The organism is Fuscovulum blasticum DSM 2131 (genome assembly GCF_003034965.1).
Lineage (GTDB): Bacteria > Pseudomonadota > Alphaproteobacteria > Rhodobacterales > Rhodobacteraceae > Pseudogemmobacter > Pseudogemmobacter blasticus.
Map to the genome: position 1 here is coordinate 152,606 of NZ_PZKE01000002.1, position 19,444 is coordinate 172,049.

19 protein-coding genes and 1 tRNA gene are annotated in these 19,444 nt (G+C 66.0%); 11 read left to right on the top strand and 9 right to left on the bottom strand.

Annotation, left to right across the window (positions count from 1 at the left end; all coding sequences use genetic code 11):
• Complete coding sequence (locus C5F44_RS02895) at positions 1-804, top strand: MBL fold metallo-hydrolase (RefSeq protein WP_107672169.1); 804 nt, start codon at positions 1-3, stop codon at positions 802-804.
• Positions 801-1,742, top strand: coding sequence for an AEC family transporter (locus C5F44_RS02900; protein ID WP_107672009.1), 942 nt, complete (start codon positions 801-803; stop codon positions 1,740-1,742). Before C5F44_RS02895 ends, C5F44_RS02900 begins: the two co-directional genes overlap by 4 nt.
• 9 nt (positions 1,743-1,751) lie before the next feature.
• Here the strand turns inward: C5F44_RS02900 and C5F44_RS02905 are convergent, their stop codons facing one another.
• The 6 genes from C5F44_RS02905 to C5F44_RS02930 all read right to left on the bottom strand — a co-directional run bounded on the left by C5F44_RS02905 (position 1,752) and on the right by C5F44_RS02930 (position 8,542).
• Positions 1,752-2,723 (bottom strand): ABC transporter permease, encoded by a 972-nt coding sequence (locus C5F44_RS02905; protein ID WP_107672010.1) that lies wholly within the window; start codon positions 2,721-2,723, stop codon positions 1,752-1,754.
• Positions 2,724-2,740: 17 nt separating this feature from the next.
• On the bottom strand, positions 2,741-3,994 hold the full coding sequence (locus C5F44_RS02910) for an ABC transporter permease (RefSeq protein WP_107672011.1): 1,254 nt from the start codon (positions 3,992-3,994) through the stop codon (positions 2,741-2,743).
• A gap of 65 nt (positions 3,995-4,059) precedes the next feature.
• Positions 4,060-5,127, bottom strand: coding sequence for an ABC transporter substrate-binding protein (locus C5F44_RS02915; RefSeq protein ID WP_107672012.1), 1,068 nt, complete (start codon positions 5,125-5,127; stop codon positions 4,060-4,062).
• A 65-nt stretch (positions 5,128-5,192) separates the two neighbouring features.
• Entirely contained in the window at positions 5,193-6,293 is a 1,101-nt protein-coding gene (locus C5F44_RS02920) for an ABC transporter ATP-binding protein (RefSeq protein WP_107672013.1), read from the bottom strand.
• Between the two features lie 392 nt (positions 6,294-6,685).
• Positions 6,686-6,772, bottom strand: a tRNA-Leu gene (locus C5F44_RS02925).
• A gap of 93 nt (positions 6,773-6,865) precedes the next feature.
• Complete coding sequence (locus C5F44_RS02930) at positions 6,866-8,542, bottom strand: peptidoglycan-binding domain-containing protein (RefSeq protein ID WP_181318167.1); 1,677 nt, start codon at positions 8,540-8,542, stop codon at positions 6,866-6,868.
• 102 nt (positions 8,543-8,644) lie between these two features.
• Between C5F44_RS02930 and lipB the strand changes: the two genes are divergently transcribed.
• From lipB to C5F44_RS02950, 4 genes are all read left to right on the top strand, one after another.
• A complete protein-coding gene (gene lipB / locus C5F44_RS02935; RefSeq protein WP_107672170.1) occupies positions 8,645-9,319 on the top strand; it encodes a lipoyl(octanoyl) transferase LipB in 675 nt (224 codons plus the stop codon).
• Between the two features lie 110 nt (positions 9,320-9,429).
• Positions 9,430-9,843: a c-type cytochrome gene (locus C5F44_RS02940; protein WP_107672015.1), complete on the top strand. Its 414-nt coding sequence runs from the start codon at positions 9,430-9,432 to the stop codon at positions 9,841-9,843.
• 206 nt (positions 9,844-10,049) lie between these two features.
• Positions 10,050-11,720, top strand: coding sequence for a cytochrome c oxidase subunit I (ctaD, locus tag C5F44_RS02945; RefSeq protein ID WP_107672016.1), 1,671 nt, complete (start codon positions 10,050-10,052; stop codon positions 11,718-11,720).
• A gap of 92 nt (positions 11,721-11,812) precedes the next feature.
• Positions 11,813-12,298, top strand: a complete 486-nt coding sequence (locus tag C5F44_RS02950) for a DUF2244 domain-containing protein (RefSeq protein WP_107672017.1) — start codon at positions 11,813-11,815, stop codon at positions 12,296-12,298.
• Here C5F44_RS02950 and C5F44_RS02955 read toward each other — a convergent pair.
• Together C5F44_RS02955 and C5F44_RS02960 are read right to left on the bottom strand one after the other, a co-directional pair.
• The gene (locus C5F44_RS02955) at positions 12,295-12,624 is read right to left on the bottom strand and encodes a YnfA family protein (protein ID WP_107672018.1); all 330 of its coding nucleotides are present in this window, start codon (positions 12,622-12,624) and stop codon (positions 12,295-12,297) included. The two genes, C5F44_RS02950 and C5F44_RS02955, sit on opposite strands and share 4 nt — an antisense overlap.
• A 42-nt stretch (positions 12,625-12,666) precedes the next feature.
• Positions 12,667-13,125: a GatB/YqeY domain-containing protein gene (locus C5F44_RS02960; RefSeq protein WP_107672019.1), complete on the bottom strand. Its 459-nt coding sequence runs from the start codon at positions 13,123-13,125 to the stop codon at positions 12,667-12,669.
• Positions 13,126-13,306: 181 nt separating this feature from the next.
• Between C5F44_RS02960 and carA the strand changes: the two genes are divergently transcribed.
• Together carA and C5F44_RS02970 are read left to right on the top strand one after the other, a co-directional pair.
• The gene (gene carA / locus C5F44_RS02965) at positions 13,307-14,461 is read left to right on the top strand and encodes a glutamine-hydrolyzing carbamoyl-phosphate synthase small subunit (RefSeq protein WP_107672020.1); all 1,155 of its coding nucleotides are present in this window, start codon (positions 13,307-13,309) and stop codon (positions 14,459-14,461) included.
• Between the two features lie 117 nt (positions 14,462-14,578).
• Entirely contained in the window at positions 14,579-16,372 is a 1,794-nt protein-coding gene (locus C5F44_RS02970; RefSeq protein ID WP_107672171.1) for a glycosyltransferase, read from the top strand.
• A 7-nt stretch (positions 16,373-16,379) separates the two neighbouring features.
• Here the strand turns inward: C5F44_RS02970 and C5F44_RS02975 are convergent, their stop codons facing one another.
• Complete coding sequence (locus C5F44_RS02975; protein ID WP_107672021.1) at positions 16,380-17,015, bottom strand: GntR family transcriptional regulator; 636 nt, start codon at positions 17,013-17,015, stop codon at positions 16,380-16,382.
• A 100-nt stretch (positions 17,016-17,115) separates the two neighbouring features.
• Here C5F44_RS02975 and C5F44_RS02980 point away from each other — a divergent pair, with 100 nt between their 5' ends.
• From C5F44_RS02980 to C5F44_RS02990, 3 genes are all read left to right on the top strand, one after another.
• On the top strand, positions 17,116-17,766 hold the full coding sequence (locus C5F44_RS02980) for a pyrimidine 5'-nucleotidase (RefSeq protein WP_107672022.1): 651 nt from the start codon (positions 17,116-17,118) through the stop codon (positions 17,764-17,766).
• Positions 17,767-17,899: 133 nt separating this feature from the next.
• Positions 17,900-18,145, top strand: coding sequence for a hypothetical protein (locus tag C5F44_RS02985; protein WP_107672023.1), 246 nt, complete (start codon positions 17,900-17,902; stop codon positions 18,143-18,145).
• A gap of 82 nt (positions 18,146-18,227) precedes the next feature.
• Entirely contained in the window at positions 18,228-19,427 is a 1,200-nt protein-coding gene (locus tag C5F44_RS02990) for a UbiH/UbiF family hydroxylase (RefSeq protein ID WP_107672024.1), read from the top strand.
• Positions 19,428-19,444 lie beyond the last annotated feature (17 nt).

Here is a 19,444-nt window from a genome sequence, read left to right on the forward strand (position 1 = left end):
ATGGGCGAGTTGCGCTTCACCATCCTGGGCTGCGGCTCGTCCGGCGGGGTGCCGCGGCTGGGGGGCGACTGGGGCACCTGCGACCCGGCGAACCCGAAGAACCGCCGGCGCCGCTGCTCGATGTTGGTCGAACGGATCACTGCCCAGGGCGTGACACGGGTGCTGATCGACACCTCGCCCGACATGCGCGAGCAGTTGCTGGATGCCGGTGTGGGCGAGCTTGATGCGGTGGTGTTCACCCATTCCCATGCCGACCACACCCATGGCATCGACGACCTGCGCCAGATCGTCTTCAACATCCGTCGTCGCCTGCCGGTCTGGGCCGATGGCCCCACCCAGGATGCGCTGTTGTCGCGTTTTGGCTATGCCTTCGTGCAACCGGCAAACAGCCCCTACCCGCCGATCCTTGAACTGAACACGATTGACGGGCCGATCACCATCGAAGGGGCCGGTGGTGCGCTGACGCTGCATCCGTTCCGCGCCGAGCATGGGGCCATGGATGCGCTTGGCTTCCGCATCGGGCCGCTGGCCTATCTGCCCGATGCGGTGGCGATCCCCGACGAAAGCTGGCTGCTGCTGGAAGGGCTGGAGTGCTGGGTGGTTGATGCGCTGCGCCGCAAGCCCCACCCGACCCATGCCCATCTGGAGATGACGCTGGACTGGATCGCCCGCGCCCGGCCTGCCCGCGCCGTGCTGACCAACATGCATCTCGACATGGACTACGCCGTACTGCTGGACGAACTGCCGCCGCATATCAGGCCCGCGCATGACGGCATGACCGTCACCTACGAGTTGCCGGGGTGAGTGCCCTTCTTGACGTCATCCTGCCGGTCTTTCTGGTCATCGGGTTCGGATATGCCGCCGCGCGCTGGCTGGGATTTGCCCCGGCCGCCGTTGACGGGCTGATGCGCTTTGCGCAAAGTTTTGCCGTGCCCTGCATGTTGTTCCGCGCGGTCAGCCAGATCGACCTGGGAACCGAGGCGGCGCCGGGGCTGTTCCTGTCGTTCTACATCGGCGCCTTCACCTGCTTTTTCCTGGGCTTCGCCGGGGCGCGGCTGATCTTTGGCCGCGACGCGCAGGACGCGGTGGCCATCGGCTTTGCCTGCCTGTTCTCGAACTCGCTTCTGCTGGGCGTGCCCATCACCGAGCGCGCCTATGGCGCCGGGGCGCTGGCCGGCAACTTCACCATCATCGCGCTTCATTCACCGCTGTTCTACACCTTCGGCGTGATCGCGATGGAGCTGGCCCGGTCACGCGGGCATCCGCCGGCGCATTTCGGCGTGCTGTTGCTGAACATCGCCAAGGGGGTGCTGCGCCAGCCGCTGGTGATCGGCGTGCTGTCGGGGCTGGTGGTCAATGTCACCGGGTTGCCGATGCCCGGCGTTCTGGCCGATGCGCTGGACATGCTGGTGCGTGCGGCGGTGCCGGCGGCGCTGTTCGGTCTGGGGGGCGTTCTGCTGCGTTATCGCCCCGAGGGCGACATGAAGACCATCGCCATGGTCTGCGGCCTGTCGGTGCTGGTGCATCCGGGCATCGTCTGGCTGCTGGGGACGCAGGTTTTCGACCTTACGGTGAACCAGCTTCGGTCAGCCGTGATGACGGCGGCCATGGCGCCCGGCATCAACGCCTATCTCTTTGCCGATCTTTACGGCCGGGCGCGGCGCGTGAACGCCTCGGCGGTGCTGATCGGCACGGCCACTTCGATCATGACGATCTGGGTCTGGCTGCACATCCTGCCCTAGGGTGGCAGATCAGCGCCCTGTCACCCCGCGCAGTCGGTCGGACCGGCGCCGCAGCAGTTCCACCACCGTCAGCAGCGCCACCGAGAAGATGACGAGGATGGTCGCCACCGCCAGGATCGCCGGGCTGATCGCCTCGCGGATGCCGTTGAACATCTGGCGCGGAATCGTCTGCTGTTCGGGGCCGGCGATGAACAGCACCGCCACCACTTCGTCGAACGAGGTGCCGAAGGCGAACAGCGCCCCCGAAATCACGCCGGGCAGGATCAGCGGCGCCACCACCTTGAAGAAGGTCACCCGCGGGTTGGCCCCCAGCGAATGGGCTGCCCGGATCAGCGACTGGTCGAAGCCCGACAGCGTGGCCGTCACGGTGATGATGACGAAGGGAATCCCCAGCACCGCATGGGCAACGATCACCCCCAGATAGGAATTTGCCAGGCAGCCCTTGGTTGACAGGAAGGTGCCGGTGATCATGCCAACCGCGCTGTCGGGGGCGACGCAGGCCTTGGCGTAGAAAAAGCTCATCCCGACCGCGATGATGATGATCGGCACGATCATCGGGCTGATCAGGATCGCCATGATCAGGCGGCGATAGGGCATTTCCGGGCGTGACAGGCCAAGGGCCGCGATGGTGCCAAGCGTGGTGGCCAGCACGGTGGCCCACAACCCGACCCAGAGCGAGTTCTTCGCGGCCTTGACCCAGGTCGCGTTTTCCCAGGCCGACCACCACCAGGCATTGTCGCGCGGCGCATCGGCCGTGGGGTGGCCCAGCGTCAGCAGCGTGTCATACCAGCGCAGCGAATAGCCGTCCGGGTCCAGCGCCAGCATCTTTTCGGTGAAGCTGAAATAGGGTTCGAGGTTGAACGACAGCGGAATGACGATCAGCACCGGCAGTATCAGGAACAGGAACACCAGCACGCAGATCGTCAGGTAGGTGTAGTACCAGACGCGCTCCAGCGGCGAGGCATAGGTTGGCAGGGCCATGGCGTGTGTTCCTTTCCTCAGCCGAACTTCAGCCGGTCGATGCCGACCAGCCGGTCATAGACCCAGTAAAGGACCAGGATCGCCACCAGCAGCAGCGCCGCCAGCGCGGCCGCCAGCGACCAGTTTGATTTCGTCATGTGGAAGCTGACCAGATTGGAAATCAGTTGCCCATCAGCGCCACCCACCAGCGCGGGGGTGATGTAGTAGCCCACAGCCAGAATGAAGACGAGCAGCGAGCCGGCGGCGATTCCGGGCAGCGTCTGCGGCAGATAGACCCGGCGGAAGGTGGTCCAGCTTGTGGCGCCCAGAGACCGGGCGGCACGGGCATAGCTGGGCGGGATCACCCGCATCACGGAATAAAGCGGCAGGATCATGAACGGCAGCAGCACATGTGTCATGGCGACGATGGTGCCGGTCATGTTGTACATCATGCTCAGGCGGTTGCCGTCGCTGACCAGGCCAAGCGCCACCAGCATGTTGTTGACAACCCCCTGCTCTTGCAGAAGCGCGATCCAGGCTGTCGTCCGCACCAGAAGTGATGTCCAGAACGGCAGCAGCACCAGGATCATCAGCAGTGAGGATTTGGCCATCGGCAGCGTGGCCAGCAGATGCGACACCGGAAAGGCCAGCAGCAGGCAGATCACCGTGATCAGCGCCGAGACCAGGAAGGTCTTGACGAAAAGATAGACGTAGATCCGTTCCTTGTCGCCGCCGCGCGCCCAGCCGTCATCGGTCAGCTTGCGGTCCACCGCGACCTGATAGAAATCGCCGGTATAGGTGCTGGAGGCGTCATACATCCCGCGCCACAGTGCCGGCTGTCCCCATTTCGCATCCTCGGCCAGCAGCGCCTCCTTGTAAGGGGGCGCCAGATCCTTGGCCGCCCGCGCGCCAGATTTGAACAAGCTGATGGTGCCGGGCACGGTATAGTTGATGCGGGTTCCCACCATGCCGGTGGTCTTGTCCGCCTGCATCTTCGCCAGATCCTGCACCAGCGCGGCAAAGGCCGCCTCCGGCGGATTGGCGGGGTCGAATCCGGGGTTTTCGGCGAACCACTGCACCAGCGCGGGCGCATTGGCGGAAAAGCCGTCATGTTCGAATGACCGTTTCAGCATATAGCCGATCGGTATCAGGAAGGTCAGCAGCACGAAGGCCAGCAACGGCAGCACCAGCAGGAAGGCGCGGCGGCGCGACCTGGCCTGCGCGGTTGCCAGCGCGGCCTTGAGCGGACGCCCGTCGGCAGTTTTCAGCAGCGTCGTGGCGTCTTCGGCCATGCGATCCTCGGGGTCGTCCGGTGGCAGGAAAGCCGGGCGCAGGAAACCCCGCGCCCGGCCGCTGATTATTGCGACAGCCAGGCCTGGAAGCGCTCGTTCAGTTCGGCGTCATGGTCGACCCAGAACTCGGACGAGGTTTCCAGCGCGTTGGTCATGTTTTCCGGCGCGGTCGGCAGGTGCGGCGCCATCACCGTCTTGCCGTCCTTGAAGATGATCTCGGTGGCCATCGACGATTTGCGCGCCGGACCGTAGGAGATCTGCTGAGCCGAGGCGCGCAGGCCTTCGGTCGAGGTGGAGAAGGCGATGAACTTCATCGCGTCTTCCTTGTTCGGCGCCCCCTTCGGCACGACGAACATTTCGTTTTCATAGATCTGGCCATCCCAGACGATCTGGAACGGTTTGCCTTCGTTCATCGCCGCGGCGAAGATGCGCCCGTTATAGGCGGTGGTCATCGCCACTTCGCCATCGGCCAGAAGCTGCGGCGCCTGCGACCCGGCTTCCCACCAGACGACATCCTTCTTGATGGTGTCGAGCTTGGCGAAAGCGCGATCCACGCCTTCCGGCGTCGAGAGCACGGCATAGACTTCCGAAGCCGGAACGCCGTCGCCCATCAGCGCCAGTTCCAGAACCGCCTTGGCGCCCTTCTTCAGACCGCGCTTGCCGGGGAACTTCTCAAGATCAAAGAAATCGGCAACCTTGGTCGGGCCTTCCGCGAACTTGGTGGTGTCATAGGCAAAGACGTTCGACCAGATGTCGGTCGAGACGGCACATTCGGTCACGGCGCCGGGCAGGAAGTCGTCGGCGGCAGGGGTGCCATCGGCACCGGCGGGCAGCGTGGCAATGTCGATCGGCTCCAGCACGCCTTCGTCGCACAGGCGGATGGCGTCGGCATATTCGATGTTGGCGACATCGACCGTGACGTTGCCCGATTCGACCATGGCCTTGACCGGGGTGGCCGGGTTGTCGCTGTCGACCATGATGGTCTTGATGCCGGTCGTGGCCATGAACGGCTTCACGAAGGCTTCGGTCTGGGCTTCGCCATAGGCGCCGCCCCAGGACATGACCGTCAGGTCGGCATGGGCCGCAGAGGCCAGGCCGGTCAGTGCCGTCGACAGGATCAGGATTTTCTTCATGCGTCAGCTCCCTGTTTTGGAACGATTTTTCGTTCAGTATTGGCCGCCATGACCGGCGGCAGGCATCAAGGGTCGAGGGCGCGGGCATCCTGCGGATGCCAGCCCACCTTGATCTTCTGGCCGGGAACCAGTCGGGTCTGCCCCAGCGTGTTGCGCATCTTCATCACGAAATCCTCGGTCCCGGCGACCTTGAGGACAGCGCGAAGGATGTCGCCCATATAGATGACCTCGACCACCTCGGCGTCCAGCGTATGGGCACCGGCAGGCATCATCTCGGGCTTGAACTCCACCCGCTCGGGCCGGATCGAGACCAGCGTCTTCTGGCCCTTTTCCTTGATGTTGACGGGGGTTGCGTCGATCAGCTCACCCGTGGCCAGCCGCACCAGCGCCTTGTCGCCCGACAGTTCCTCGATGGTGCCCGGCAGCTTGTTGTTTTCGCCGATGAACTGGGCGACGAAGCTGTTTTCCGGGCGTTCGTACAGATCGGCCGGCGGGGCAAGCTGCTGGATGCGGCCATCGTTGAACACCGCCACCCGGTCCGACATGGTCAGCGCCTCGCCCTGGTCGTGGGTGACATAGACCACGGTGATGCCAAGGCTTTCGTGCAGGTGCTTGATCTCGAACTGCATGTGTTCGCGCAACTGCTTGTCCAGCGCCCCCAGCGGTTCGTCCATCAGCACCAGCGCCGGGTCGAAGACCAGCGCGCGCGCCAGTGCGATCCGCTGCTGCTGGCCGCCCGAAAGCTGCGCCGGACGGCGGTTGGCAAAGGCGCCCATCTGCACCATGTCCAGCGCCCGCTTGATCTTGGCCTCGCGCTCGGATTTGCCCAGCCCGCGCACCTCAAGCGGGAAGGCAAGGTTTTCCCCCACCGTCATATGCGGGAACAGCGCATAGTTCTGGAACACCATGCCGATCCCGCGCTTGTGCGGCGGAACCGAGTTGATCGGCGCCCCGTCCAGCCGGATCTCGCCATGCGTTGCGGTCTCGAACCCGGCCAGCATCATCAGACAGGTGGTTTTCCCACTGCCCGACGGCCCCAGCATTGTCAGAAACTCGCCCTTGGCGATATTCAGGTTCAGGTCTTTGACGACCAGCGTCACGCCGTCATAGCTTTTCTGGACGTGTTCGAATGCGACATAGGCGTCGCTCCGGGTTTCTACCGCCACCCATGTCTCCCTGATGCATCGGCAGGCGACCCTGCGCTCTTGTTGCTTTGAACGTAAGCAAATGGCCCGGCCATATGCAACGCCGAAGTAACGCTTAGGCTGGCCCTGCCCTGATCGTTGATCAAATGGTCAGCAACGACGCCGAATCCGCAAGCAGAACAGTCGTATTCTGGACAAGGCCGGCAACGGGGGCGGCCACCCAAAACAACCATTCCAAACACAACTTTACGCTGCACGGATCAGGACATGCCGCGACGCAGCAAGTTGCGCCGGCAAAATGGCGTTCGCGCCGAATCGGCGCGGCCTGCAGGTTGTCATCAATTTGGGAGGGTGTTGCCCGTCCGGGCCGGTTGCCTGTCGTCAGGTCTTCGGGGGTTCACCTGGCCGGGGCGTGGTGCGGATGAAAAGACTCGAACTTTCACTCCGGTTAAGGAACAGCGACCTCAACGCTGCGCGTCTACCAATTCCGCCACATCCGCACTCCGCCCTGGCACAGGTGGCGCGTATTTAGCGGCAGTTGCCCGGGAAGGAAAGGGGCATTTTCATGCCCCTTCCGGGCAAGCACGCGCCGGTCAGAAGCCCACCGCGAAGATCATCATCGGCGCGCGGGCAAGGCCCATCACCACATCCGATCCAACCTTCATCACCTGCGGATTCGGGTTCACCGGCGCGGCCGGATCGGCGGGCACGGGGGCAGCTTCCGCGACCACCGGCGCCGCCACGGGCGCGGGCACCGCAGCCGGGGCCGGGTCGGCCACCGGGGCCACCGCAACTGCGGCCGCCACCGGCACCGCAGGCGGAACCTCGGCCGCCACATCGGTTGCCGCCGGTTCCGCCACCTCTGGCGTTACCGAAAATGCCGGAAGCGCGGCCTCTTCCACCTTGGGCTGCGGGACCAGATCCGAGGCGCGCCCGGCCAGCGTGTAAGAGGCCTTGCGGATCAGATCCTCGCGCCCGGCCATGCCGGGGGCAAAGACATCCGTCCCGCCCTCCATCGCGCCCAGTGCCACCTCATACCAGCCCATCGCCAGATCGGGGCGCTGCGTGGCGCCAAACCCCTGCGCCAGATGGTGGCCCAGCAATTCGGCATAGCCGGTCTCGCCCATCGCGGTCAGCATCAGCGCCGAGCCGATGGCCACATCCATCTGGTCGGTCTTGTAGCCCACACCAAGGCAGACCTTGGCCGTGCCCGACAGTTGCGCCGGCGACATGCCGGAATTCAGGATGAACGCCTCGACCCCGGCCAGAACCTCATCAGCCGGGCGCAGCGACAGGGCGGCGACCTGATCCTTCAGCACCGGGCCGAAACCGGCGCATTGCTGGGAAATCTGGTCGGGCGTGAAGCCCGCCACTTTGGAGGCCAGCGCATCGCCATTGCTGATGGCCGCCGCGCGCGTCAGGCAGAACTGTTCCGCCAGCGCGCCGTGGGCATCGGTCATGGTGGCGGCGGTGACATAGCCGCCGTTCTGCCCGGTGCTGAGGCTGACCGCATTGCAGACAGCCGACAACGCGCCCTTGCCGCCATTCGGGTCCATGAACGACGGCAGCGCCGGCGCGGTCGGGGCTACTTCAACCGGCGCGGCGGGTATCGGCTCAGCGGCGGCCTGGATCGGCGCTGCGGGCGCGGGTGCCGCCACGGCCGGCGCATCGGGCACGATTGCCCCGGCCGCCGCCGCGCCAACCGCAGCCCCTGCCCCTGGCATCGCGGCAACAACCGGGCCAGCGGCCTTCATGTCGTCGCGCTGCGCCAGAATCACCCCGCGCACCCCATAGACGCTGCCCGACACGATCTCGGTGATGGCCGCGCCGCCGGCATTGGCCCGCACATGCGCGGTCACCAGGATCGTGCGTTCCTCTTGCGTCAGCTCCCCTGTGCCGGGGTGGCCCAGAAACGCCTGATATTCAGAGATGGCCGAGCGGCTTTTCTTGCCAAGCGCCCCGTCGGCGGTGCCGACCGGCCAGCCAAAGAAGTTCAGCGCCTGCTGCACCTCGATATTGGCGGCCTTCTGTTCCGGCGAAATGGCCGACTTGGTGGATTTCGCCTTCACCTTGGTCTTGCTGCCGGGCGCGGCCTTCTTCTTCGACCCTTCATTGATGGCGGCGCCGATGATGCCGCCCACGATCAGCCCGGCCACAACATCGCCGGTATCGGCGCGCGCCGGCGCCACCAGCGGCGAGACCGGCGCGAAGGACAATGAGGCGACAAGAAAACTGGTTGCGGCACTGGTTGCAAAAGCCCTGGTCTTCATTGCATCACTCCAACAAATGCGGTCTGGGAAATTGCCTGTGATGCTAGCATGACGCGGGCATCTGAAAAGGCCGGAATCCCGGATGCCACAGCAAAAGGACCGCTGATTTTGGTCGAATGGACGCATCTTCCGGGTCTGGCGCCCTATGAACCCACCCTTGCCGCCATGGAGGCGCGGGCCGAAGCCATCGCGCGTGGCGAGGCGGATGAGGCGATCTGGCTGCTGGAACACCCGCCGCTTTACACCGCCGGCACCTCGGCGCGCGACGCCGATCTGGTTGATCCGGGCCGGTTTCCCGTGATCCGCACCGGACGCGGCGGCCAGTACACCTATCACGGGCCGGGCCAGCGCATTGTCTATACAATGCTGGACGTGCGCGCCCGTGGCGGCGATGTGCGCTGCTTTGTGCGGGCGCTGGAACGCTGGGTGATTGCCGCCCTGGCCGAGTTCAATGTGACAGGCGAGATTCGCCCCGGCCGTGTCGGCGTCTGGGTGGTGCGGCCCGACCGCCCGGCCAACCCCGACTGCAGCCCGGCGGAAGACAAGATCGCGGCCATCGGCATCAAGATCCGCCGTTGGGTCAGCTTCCACGGCATTTCGATCAATGTCGAACCCGATCTGTCGCATTTCTCGGGCATCGTGCCCTGCGGAATCCGCGACCATGGCGTTACCAGCCTGGTCGATCTGGGCCTGCCCGTGACGCTGGCCGATCTGGACGCCGCCTTGCTGAAAACCTTCCCCGCCGCGTTCGATTCCGCCCCCGCCTGCGGGATGTGACGCCAGATAACAGGCCAAAGCTATGGGCTTGCTATTGCATATCAACCGCCCCCTGCCCCATGTTGCAGCCAAGGTGCCGAGCGTTCCGCACCGCATACGATGAGGACGACATGACCAAGTTCACCTTCCTGGCCGCCACCTTCGCCGCTCTTGCCGCGGCCCCCGCCCTGGCGGGCGATCCGGCCGCCGGCGAGGCCGAATTCAAGAAGTGCAAGGCCTGCCATTCGATCATCGCGCCCGACGGGACCGAGATCCAGAAGGGCGGCAAGACCGGCCCCAACCTTTATGGCGTGGTCGGTCGCCGGGTCGCCTCGGACCCTGATTTCCGCTATGGCGACGGCATCCTTGCGGCGGGCGCGACCGGCGCCTCGTGGGACGAAGCCTCGATCGCGGCTTATGTCGCGGACCCGGCTGCCTGGCTGAAGCAGGTTTCGGGTGACGAAAGCGCCAAGTCCAAGATGTCGTTCAAACTGACGGCGGGCGGCGCCGATGTGGCGGCCTATCTCGCTTCGGTCGGCGGCTGACAAGCCCCCGTTTCCTGAGCCTTTTCCCGACGCGGCCGGTCACACCGGCCGCGTTTTTCGTTGCCGGAACCACCGGCCGAAAATCAAGAATTTGATCTATATCAATTTCATTGCCTGTCGCCCGCACCGCAGCTAGAACAGGTTCAAGGGAACCGGGCCGTGGAACCAACCAACGGCCTGTACGGGATTACGCAACGGAGGACCCGATGGCCGACGCCGCCATGCATGGGCATGATCATCACAAGCGCAGCTTCTTTGTGCGCTGGTTCATGTCGACGAACCACAAGGACATTGGTGTCCTCTATCTTTTCACCGCCGGTCTGGTGGGGCTGATTTCGGTCGCCTTCACCGTCTACATGCGTATGGAACTGATGCACCCCGGCGTGCAGTACATGTGCATGGAAGGTACACACCTTCTTCCTACCACCGTGGACCAGTGCACCCCGAACGGACACCTGTGGAACGTGATCGTCACGGCGCACGGCATCCTGATGATGTTCTTCGTGGTGATCCCCGCCCTGTTCGGCGGCTTCGGCAACTACTTCATGCCGCTGATGATCGGGGCGCCGGACATGGCCTTCCCGCGGATGAACAACCTGTCCTACTGGCTGTATGTCGCGGGCACCGCGCTGGCGATTGCTTCGGTGCTGGCGCCGGGCGGCAATGGTCAGGCCGGGTCGGGGGTTGGCTGGGTTCTGTACCCGCCGCTGTCGAATCGCGAAGACGGCTTCTCGCTTGATCTGGCGCTGTTCGCGGTTCACCTGTCGGGCGCGTCGTCGATCCTGGGTGCGATCAACATCATCACCACCTTCCTGAACATGCGTGCCCCCGGCATGACCATGCACAAGGTGCCGCTGTTCCCCTGGTCGATCTTCGTCACCGCCTGGCTGATCCTGCTGTCGCTGCCCGTGCTGGCCGGCGCGATCACCATGCTGATCACCGACCGCAACTTCGACACCGCCTTCTTCAAGCCCGAGTTCGGCGGCGACCCGATCCTGTACCAGCACATCCTGTGGTTCTTCGGCCACCCGGAAGTGTATATCATCGTCATCCCCGCCTTCGGCATCATCAGCCATGTCATCGCGACCTTCGCGAAGAAGCCGATCTTCGGCTATCTGCCGATGGTCTATGCCATGGTCGGGATCGGTGTTCTGGGCTTCGTGGTCTGGGCGCACCACATGTACACCGTGGGCATGTCGCTGACCCAGCAGTCCTACTTCATGCTGGCGACGATGGTCATCGCGGTGCCCACCGGCATCAAGGTCTTCTCGTGGATCGCAACGATGTGGGGCGGTTCGGTCGAGTTCAAGACGCCGATGCTGTTCGCCTTCGGCTTCCTGTTCCTGTTCACCGTGGGCGGCGTGACCGGCATCGTGCTGAGCCAGGCCCCCGTGGACCGCGTGTATCACGACACCTATTACGTCGTGGCCCACTTCCACTATGTGATGAGCCTTGGCGCGGTCTATGGCATCTTCGCGGGCATCTACTACTGGATCGGCAAGATGTCGGGCCGCCAGTACCCGGAATGGGCGGGCAAGCTGCACTTCTTCCTGATGTTCATCGGGTCGAACCTGACGTTCTTCCCGCAGCACTTCCTGGGCCGTCAGGGCATGCCGCGCCGCTACATCGACTATCCCGATGCCTTTGCCTACTGGAACTATCTGTCGTCGATCGGCGCGATGATCTCGTTCGCTTCGTTCCTGCTGTTCCTGGGGATCGTGTTCTACACGCTGTTCGCCGGCAAGCGCGTGACCCAGAACAACTACTGGAACGAATACGCCGACAGCCTGGAATGGACCCTGCCCTCTCCGCCGCCGGAGCATACCTTCGAGCAACTGCCGAAGCGTGAGGACTGGGACCGTTCGCCCGCGCACTGAGCGCCCTCAGGCACGCGGGCAAGGCCCCGGGGGAAACCCCGGGGCCTTTTGCTTTGGGTAAGCCCGCCCTGAACTAACGGTGCCGCCAGACCATGCCCTATGAATGGCATCCGCCCGCCGAGGAAACCCAGCGCCTGCACCTGTGGCCGCATCGGTCACTGGGGCAGCGCGGATTCGTCTGGTTCATCGGGCTGACCGCGATACTGATCGCCGTGCCGCTGGCGGCGGTGATCGGCAGCCAGGTGCTTTGGGCGCTGCTGCCGTTTCTGGGGGGTGCGCTTTGGGCGATCTGGGCCGCGCTGCGCAAGAACGGTCGCGACCGTGACATTCTTGAAGTGCTGACGCTGGCCCCCGAACAGATCAGCCTGTCGCGCCACGGGCCGCATGGCCGCCGGCAGGACTGGCAGGCGAACCCGCATTGGGTGCGGGTTGACCTGCACCCGACCGGCGGCCCGGTGCCGCAGTATCTGACGCTGCGGGGCGCGAATCGCGACGTGGAACTGGGCGCCTTCCTGACCGAAGGCGAGCGCGCCGCGCTGGCGGGCGAGCTGCGGGCCCGGCTGGCGGCCCTGCGTTAGCCCGCCGCGCCGCGCGGGCCGAACAGGATGATGGCCGCCCCCAGCAGGCAAACCGCGCCGCCGATCAGATCCCAGCGGTCAGGCAAGCGCCCCTCGACCAGCCAGAGCCACAGGATCGAGGCCGCGACATAGACCCCGCCATAGGCGGCATAGGCGCGCCCGGCGGCATCGGCCGGCGCCTGTGTCAGGACCAGACCGAAGGCCAGCAGAAGCAGCGCCCCCGGCACGGCCCAAAGCGGCGACGCACCCAGCCGCACCACGGCCCAGAGCGCGAAACAGCCGCCGATCTCGGCCAGCGCAGCAAGGGGAAAAAGGACCCAGGTCATGTCCCTGCCCCCGCCCTGACGGCGAAGGCGGCGATACGGGCCTTAGCCAAACCGCGCCTTGACCAGCGCCCCGACGGCGCCGAAATCCATCTGGCCGGCGTGTTTCGCCTTGAGCAGCGCCATCACCTTGCCGACATCGCGGATGCTGGCGGCGCCGGTCTCGGCCATGGCGGCCTCGATCGCGACGGACACTTCCTCGGGCGACATCTGGCGCGGCAGGTATTCCTGGATCACCACGATTTCCGCCAGTTCCTTCTCGGCCAGTTCCAGCCGCCCGCCCTCTTCATAGGCGCGGGCCGATTCCTGGCGCTGCTTCACCATCTTGCCCATCAGAGCCACGATCTCGGGATCGGACACCATGCCCTCACCGCCTTCGCCGCGGCTGGCGATGTCGCGGTCCTTGATCGCCGCATTGATCAGCCGCAGCGTGGACAGGCGGTCGGCCTCTCGCTGCTTCATCGCGTCCTTCAACGCCGTCTGAAGACGGTCCCGCAAAGACATCTGGCTGCATCCCTTTTGTTGACTGGCCGACAGATTACCGGATGCGCGCGTCCGGCGCAACACGGCGACCCGGAACCAAGCCGTTGTTCTGAAAAGGAAATCCTTTTCCGGCAAAGGGTTGACCCCGCCCCGCCCCCCCTTTAGGTTCGCGCCAATTCGCCACATTCCGGAGACTCAGCCCATGCCTGCGCCGCAGAATGCCACCGCCTGCCTTGCGCTTGCCGACGGCACGCTTTTCTACGGGCAGGGTTTCGGCGCCGTGGGCGAGACGGTGGCCGAGCTGGTCTTCAACACGGCGATGACCGGCTATCAGGAAATCATGACGGACCCGTCCTATGCGGGGCAGGTGGTGACCTTCACCTTCCCGCATATCGGCAATACCGGCGTGACGCCCGAAGATGACGAGACCGCCGCCCCCGCCGCGGCCGGGCTGGTGGTGAAATGGGACCCGACCGAACCGTCGAACTGGCGTTCCACGGGCGAGCTGACCGCCTGGCTGACGAAGGTTGGCCGCATCGGCATTGGTGGCGTGGACACCCGCCGCCTGACCCGCGCCATCCGGCAGCAGGGCGCCCCGCATGTGGCGCTGGCGCATGATCAGGCGGGCAAGTTCGACATCGAGAAGCTGGTGGCCAAGGCGCGGGCCTGGAAAGGGCTGGTCGGCCTGGATCTGGCCAAGGATGTGACCTGCGCCCAGTCCTACACCTGGGATGAACAACGCTGGGCCTGGCCCGAAGGCTATACCCGGCGCAGCGGGCCGGGGTTCAAGGTGGTTGCCGTGGATTACGGCGCCAAGCGCAACATCCTGCGCTGCCTGGCCAGCGCGGGCTGCGATGTGACCGTGCTGCCCGCCACCGCCACCGCCGACGAGGTGCTGGCGCACAAGCCGGACGGCGTGTTCCTGTCGAACGGCCCCGGCGACCCGGCGGCGACGGGCGAATATGCGGTGCCGATGATCCAGGGCGTGCTGAAGGCCGACCTGCCGCTGTTCGGCATCTGCCTGGGCCACCAGATGCTGGCGCTGGCGCTTGGCGCCAAGACCCGCAAGATGAACCACGGTCACCATGGTGCGAACCATCCGGTGAAGGATCTGACCACGGGCAAGGTGGAAATCACCTCGATGAACCATGGCTTCACCGTGGATGCCGACACCCTGCCCAAGGGCGTGATGGAAACCCATGTCAGCCTGTTCGACGGCACCAACTGCGGCATCGCCATGACCGACCGCCCGGTGTTCAGCGTGCAGTATCACCCCGAGGCCAGCCCCGGCCCGCAGGACAGCTATTACCTGTTCGAACGCTTTGCCGCCGCCATGCAGGCCCGCCGCGCCGCCTGAGCGCGACGACAGGCGGCGGGGCGGCTGTTAATCTGTTGTTAACCAAGCGTTAACGATGGCTCGCGATGCTGCGCCGTCCGGTCAAGACGGTGCGTTGCGGTGCATGTTCCCGATCCCTTGCAACAGGCCCCTCCGTCCGCCGAAAACAAGGCGGCGGCCCTGCCCCTGCGGCTGGTACGCCGGGGCCTGCTGGCGCCGGCAGACCTTGCCACCGGGGCCGATGTCCGCGTGGCGGAAGACCGGCTGTTGGACGCCGCCGCCCGGCATTTCGGCACGACGCGGGTCAATCCCTGCGCCCCGCTGCCCGACCCGGCCCTGATCGACCGGCTGGGGGTGCAGCTTTGCCTGCGCCACGGCCTGCTGCCCTGGCGGCGCGCGGGGGCGGCGACCGTGGTCGTCACCTCGCGCCCCGACACATTCACCCGGCTTCGCCCGCTGCTGGAGCGGCGGCTTGGCCCGGTGCTGATGGCACTGGCCCCGGTTGCGCAGATCGAGGCGGCGCTGCACGCCCGCCGCGGCGCGAGGCTGGCGCAGATTGCCGAAACCCGCGTTGACGCCGCTGAAAGCTGCCGCACCTGGGGCAGCGGTCTGGCGATGCCCTGGCTGGCGGCCGGTCTGGGCCTGATACTGGCGGTGCTGTGGGCCGCGCCGCTGATGCTGCTGCAAGGGCTGCTTGCGGTGGCGGTGGGGGCGCTGATCCTGTCCACCGCGCTGAAACTGGCCGCCGCCGTGGCCGCGTTGCGCGCCCCGCCGCCCGAACCCGCCGCCGCCACGCTGCTGCGCCTGCCTACCGTCTCGATCATCGTGGCGCTGTATCGCGAGGCGGACATTGCCCCGCGCCTTGTCCGCCGCCTGTCGCGGCTGGAGTATCCGCGCGACAGGCTGGATGTGCTGCTGGCGGTCGAGGCGGACGATACCCTGACCCGCGACGCGCTGGCGGCGGCCGACCTGCCGCCGTGGATGCGCGTCATCGTGATGCCCGACGGGCAGGTTCGCACCAAGCCGCGCGCGCTGAACATCGCGCTGGATCATTGCCGGGGCAGCCTGATCGGCATCTATGACGCCGAAGATGCCCCCGACCCCGACCAGATCCGCAAGGTGGTGGAGCGGTTCCACAGCCGTGGCCCCGAAGTGGCCTGCTTGCAGGGGATGCTGGATTACTACAACCCGCGCACCAACTGGATGTCGCGCTGCTTTACCATCGAATATGCAGGCTGGTTCCGGCTGATGCTGCCCGGCATCGCCCGCATGGGCCTTGTGGTGCCACTGGGGGGAACGACGCTGTTCTTCCGCCGGCAGGTTCTGGAAGACCTGGGCGGCTGGGACGCCCATAACGTGACCGAGGACGCCGATCTGGGCATCCGTCTGGCCCGGCACGGCTATCGGACCGAGGTGATCGAGACCGTCACAGGGGAAGAGGCGAATTGTCGGGTTCTGCCCTGGGTCCGGCAGCGGTCGCGCTGGATCAAGGGCTATATGGTGACATGGGCCGTGCATATGCGGGCGCCGCGTCTGTTGTGGCGGCAGATCGGGCCGCGCCGGTTCTTCGGATTCCAGGTGATGTTCCTGGGCAGTATCCTGCAATCGCTGCTGGCGCCGCTGCTGTGGTCGTTCTGGATCATGGCGCTTGGGTTGCCGCATCCGCTGGCGGCGGCGCTGTCGCCCGCCACGCTGGGCGCGCTGGTCACGCTGTTCCTGCTGGCCGAGGCGGTGAACATCAGCCTTGGCATCATCGCGCTGCGCCGCAGCGGGCACCGGGTTTCCCCGCTTTGGGCCTTCACGCTGCAGGCCTATTTCCCGCTGGCGGCCTTTGCCGCCTACAAGGGGCTGTGGGAAACTCTGCGCCGCCCCTTCTACTGGGACAAGACGCATCACGGCCTTTACGACAGCGGGGCCGATCCGGCAGAGTAAGCCGCGGTCAGCGCAGCCGCAACTCGCCCGCCTCGACCCGGAGGCGGGTTTCGAAGGCGCGGCTGATATGGGTCTTCAGCGCCTGATAGGCCGCTTCGCCATCCCCCGCCGCAATGGCCGCAACGATTTCCTCATGCTCGTGCAGCGCCACCTCATCGCGTCCTTCGGCCGCGAAGGAGGTGGTCGCCATCAGCGCCATCGACCGATGCACAAGATCCAGTTGCTGCACCAGAAACCTGTTGTGGCTGGCCAGATGAATGAGCTTGTGGAACCGCTTGTTCGCGCGGCTGAGTTCGCGCGGATCGCCGCCCACCAGCGCGCGGTCATCGGCCGCCATGCTTTGCAGCACGCGGATCTCTTCCTCGGTCGCGTGGCGGGCCGCAAGCCGGGCGGCTAGCCCTTCAAGCTCGGTCCGCACGGCGTAAAGTTCGGCCAACTGGTTGTGGTCCAGCGTGGCCACGATCAGGCTGCGGCCGTCGCGCGTCAGCATCGCCTGCGTTTCCAGCCGTTGCAGCGCCTCGCGCACGGGGGTGCGGCTGACGCCCAGCCGTTCGGCCAGTTCGCTTTCGACCAGCCGGTCGCCCGGCTTGTAAGTCCCGGCCTCGATCGCCTCAAGGATCAGCGTATAGGCGTCTTTCTGCACGGCTTTCCGGCCCTCTGCTGCATTGCATCCCGCACCCTAGACCCCGGGCCGGGGCCAATCAACCCTTCCCAAAGCCGCAGCACCGGCCTAGAACGCCGCCATGCCCCAAACAGATTTTTCCCATGTCGACACTTGGGTGTTCGACCTCGACAACACCCTGTATCCGCCGCAGATGCGGCTGTTCGACCAGATCGAGCAGCGGATGACCGACTGGGTGATGACCCGCCTGAATGTCAGCCGGGACCGGGCCGACCATCTGCGCCAGCATTACTGGGCGCTTTACGGCACCACGCTGGCGGGGCTGATGCATGAACATGCCATCGAACCGGGCGAGTATCTGGCCGATGTGCATGACATCGACTTTTCGCCGCTGACGCCCGACCCGGACCTTGCCGCCGCCATTGCCGCCCTGCCCGGCCGGCGCATTGTCTTTACCAATGCCGATACGCCCTATGCCCACAAGGTTCTGGCGGCGCGCGGGCTGGATGGCGGGCTGTTCCACGCTGTCTATGGCGTTGAACATGCGGGCTATCACCCCAAGCCCCGGCGCGAGGCGTTCGAGACGGTGTTTGCCCGCGACGCGCTGGCGCCGACCCGCGCCGCCATGTTCGAGGACGATCCGCGCAATCTGGCCGTGCCGCATGACATGGGCCTGCGCACGGTGCATGTGGCCCCGGAGGCCGCACCCGCGCCGCATATCCAGCACCATACCGCCGACCTGACCGCCTTCCTGCGCCGCCTGACCCGCTGAAACGGCAGGCAGATGCAGGACGGGCCATGCGGCGACGCGACGTTGCGGCAGGATTCTGCCGCACTGCGGCAAAACGTCACTTTTCGTGGCGGCCAAATTGGATATCTGGGATTCATCAAAGAGAGGATTCCCGATGACCCTTGCCGCCGACCTTGACCTGCCCCGCGCCGCCCTGTCCGCCCCCGCCCGGCCTGCCCATGGGGCCTCGAAGCACAGCGAGACCGATGCGGCGGCGGAAACCGTGCTTTGGGCGGTTCCGATCGTGCTGCTTGCGCTGGTGCTGGCGGTGCAGACCTGGGGCCTTGTCGCGCTGACGCTGACGGCGGTGACGCTGGTTCCGGTGATCTTCGTCCTGCTGATCTGGATCACCCTGCCCTGACGGCGCCGGGCGCGCCGCCTGCCGCCGAACTGCGCACTGGCGCCTGCGCCCCCCAGCCCCTAGTTTGGATGCGGAGGCCCACATGACCCGCGAATCCACCGACATCCTGATTTCCGGCGGCGGCCCCGCCGGACTTGCCGCCGCCGCCGCCTTCGGATCGGCCGGTTTCTCGGTCATCTGTGTTGACCCGACCCCGCCGGTGACCGATGGCGATGCCGAAGGCGCCGATCTGCGGACCACGGCCTTCCTGCACCCGTCCCGCGCGGTGTTGCAGGCCGCCAGCCTGTGGGACCGGCTGGAACCCCATGCCGCCGCGTTGCAGGTGATGCGGATCGTCGATGCGGGCGGGCCGGTGGCGGAACCGCGCATCGTCAAGGATTTCGACGCCGCCGACATTTCCGACGAACCCTTCGGCTGGAACTTTCCCAACTGGCTGCTGCGCCGCGAGATGGTGGCCCGGCTGGCGGACCTGCCGACCGTCTCGTTCCGGCCCGGCATCGCCACCACCGCGCTGTTCACCCGCGAGGCCGAGGCGCGCGTCACCCTGTCGGACGGCGCCATTGTCACCGCCCGGCTGGTGGTGGCCGCCGATGGCCGCAATTCCACCATCCGGCAGGCGCTGGACATCGGGGTTCATACCCTGCGCTATGGCCAGAAGGCGCTGGCCTTCGCGGTGACGCATCCGATTCCGCATCACAACATCTCGACCGAGATCCACCGTTCGGGCGGGCCGTTCACGCTGGTGCCGCTGCCGGACCGCAATGGCCAGCCGGCCTCGGCCATTGTCTGGATGGAGACCGGGCCGGAAGTGACCCGTCTGGCCGCCCTGCCCGAGCGCGACTTCGAGGCCGAGATGAATGTGCGGTCTTGCCAGATCCTTGGGCCGCTGAAGCTGGCGACCCGGCGGTCGGTCTGGCCGATCATCAGCCAGGTCGCCGACCGCATGACCGGCGAGCGCACGGCGTTGATGGCCGAGGCGGCGCATGTGGTGCCGCCGATCGGGGCGCAGGGGCTGAACATGTCACTGGCCGATCTGCGGGTGCTGCTGGAACTGGCCGAAGCCGACCGCGCCGGTCTGGGCGGGGCGAAGATGCTGGAGACCTACCAGCGGCGGCGGCATCTTGAGGTGAAGGCGCGGGTTGCCGGGATTGACGCGCTGAACCGCGCCTCGATGATGGGCGGACAGACCTTCCGCGACCTGCGGGCGGCGGCGCTGGACACGCTGTATTCGGTGGCCCCGCTGCGCCGCACCATGATGCGCGCCGGGCTGGGCGTGCGCTGAAACCGGCATCACGAGAC

What these genes read in the sequence shown, in the direction of transcription:
- C5F44_RS02895 (WP_107672169.1), top strand. Translation starts at nt 1, where the DNA reads ATGGGCGAGTTGCGCTTCACCATCCTGGGCTGCGGCTCGTCCGGCGGG.
- C5F44_RS02905 (WP_107672010.1), bottom strand. Translation starts at nt 2,723, where the DNA reads ATGGCCCTGCCAACCTATGCCTCGCCGCTGGAGCGCGTCTGGTACTAC.
- C5F44_RS02910 (WP_107672011.1), bottom strand. Translation starts at nt 3,994, where the DNA reads ATGGCCGAAGACGCCACGACGCTGCTGAAAACTGCCGACGGGCGTCCG.
- C5F44_RS02915 (WP_107672012.1), bottom strand. Translation starts at nt 5,127, where the DNA reads ATGAAGAAAATCCTGATCCTGTCGACGGCACTGACCGGCCTGGCCTCT.
- C5F44_RS02930 (WP_181318167.1), bottom strand. Translation starts at nt 8,542, where the DNA reads ATGAAGACCAGGGCTTTTGCAACCAGTGCCGCAACCAGTTTTCTTGTC.
- C5F44_RS02940 (WP_107672015.1), top strand. Translation starts at nt 9,430, where the DNA reads ATGACCAAGTTCACCTTCCTGGCCGCCACCTTCGCCGCTCTTGCCGCG.
- ctaD (WP_107672016.1), top strand. Translation starts at nt 10,050, where the DNA reads ATGGCCGACGCCGCCATGCATGGGCATGATCATCACAAGCGCAGCTTC.
- C5F44_RS02950 (WP_107672017.1), top strand. Translation starts at nt 11,813, where the DNA reads ATGCCCTATGAATGGCATCCGCCCGCCGAGGAAACCCAGCGCCTGCAC.
- C5F44_RS02955 (WP_107672018.1), bottom strand. Translation starts at nt 12,624, where the DNA reads ATGACCTGGGTCCTTTTTCCCCTTGCTGCGCTGGCCGAGATCGGCGGC.
- C5F44_RS02960 (WP_107672019.1), bottom strand. Translation starts at nt 13,125, where the DNA reads ATGTCTTTGCGGGACCGTCTTCAGACGGCGTTGAAGGACGCGATGAAG.
- carA (WP_107672020.1), top strand. Translation starts at nt 13,307, where the DNA reads ATGCCTGCGCCGCAGAATGCCACCGCCTGCCTTGCGCTTGCCGACGGC.
- C5F44_RS02980 (WP_107672022.1), top strand. Translation starts at nt 17,116, where the DNA reads ATGCCCCAAACAGATTTTTCCCATGTCGACACTTGGGTGTTCGACCTC.
- C5F44_RS02985 (WP_107672023.1), top strand. Translation starts at nt 17,900, where the DNA reads ATGACCCTTGCCGCCGACCTTGACCTGCCCCGCGCCGCCCTGTCCGCC.
- C5F44_RS02990 (WP_107672024.1), top strand. Translation starts at nt 18,228, where the DNA reads ATGACCCGCGAATCCACCGACATCCTGATTTCCGGCGGCGGCCCCGCC.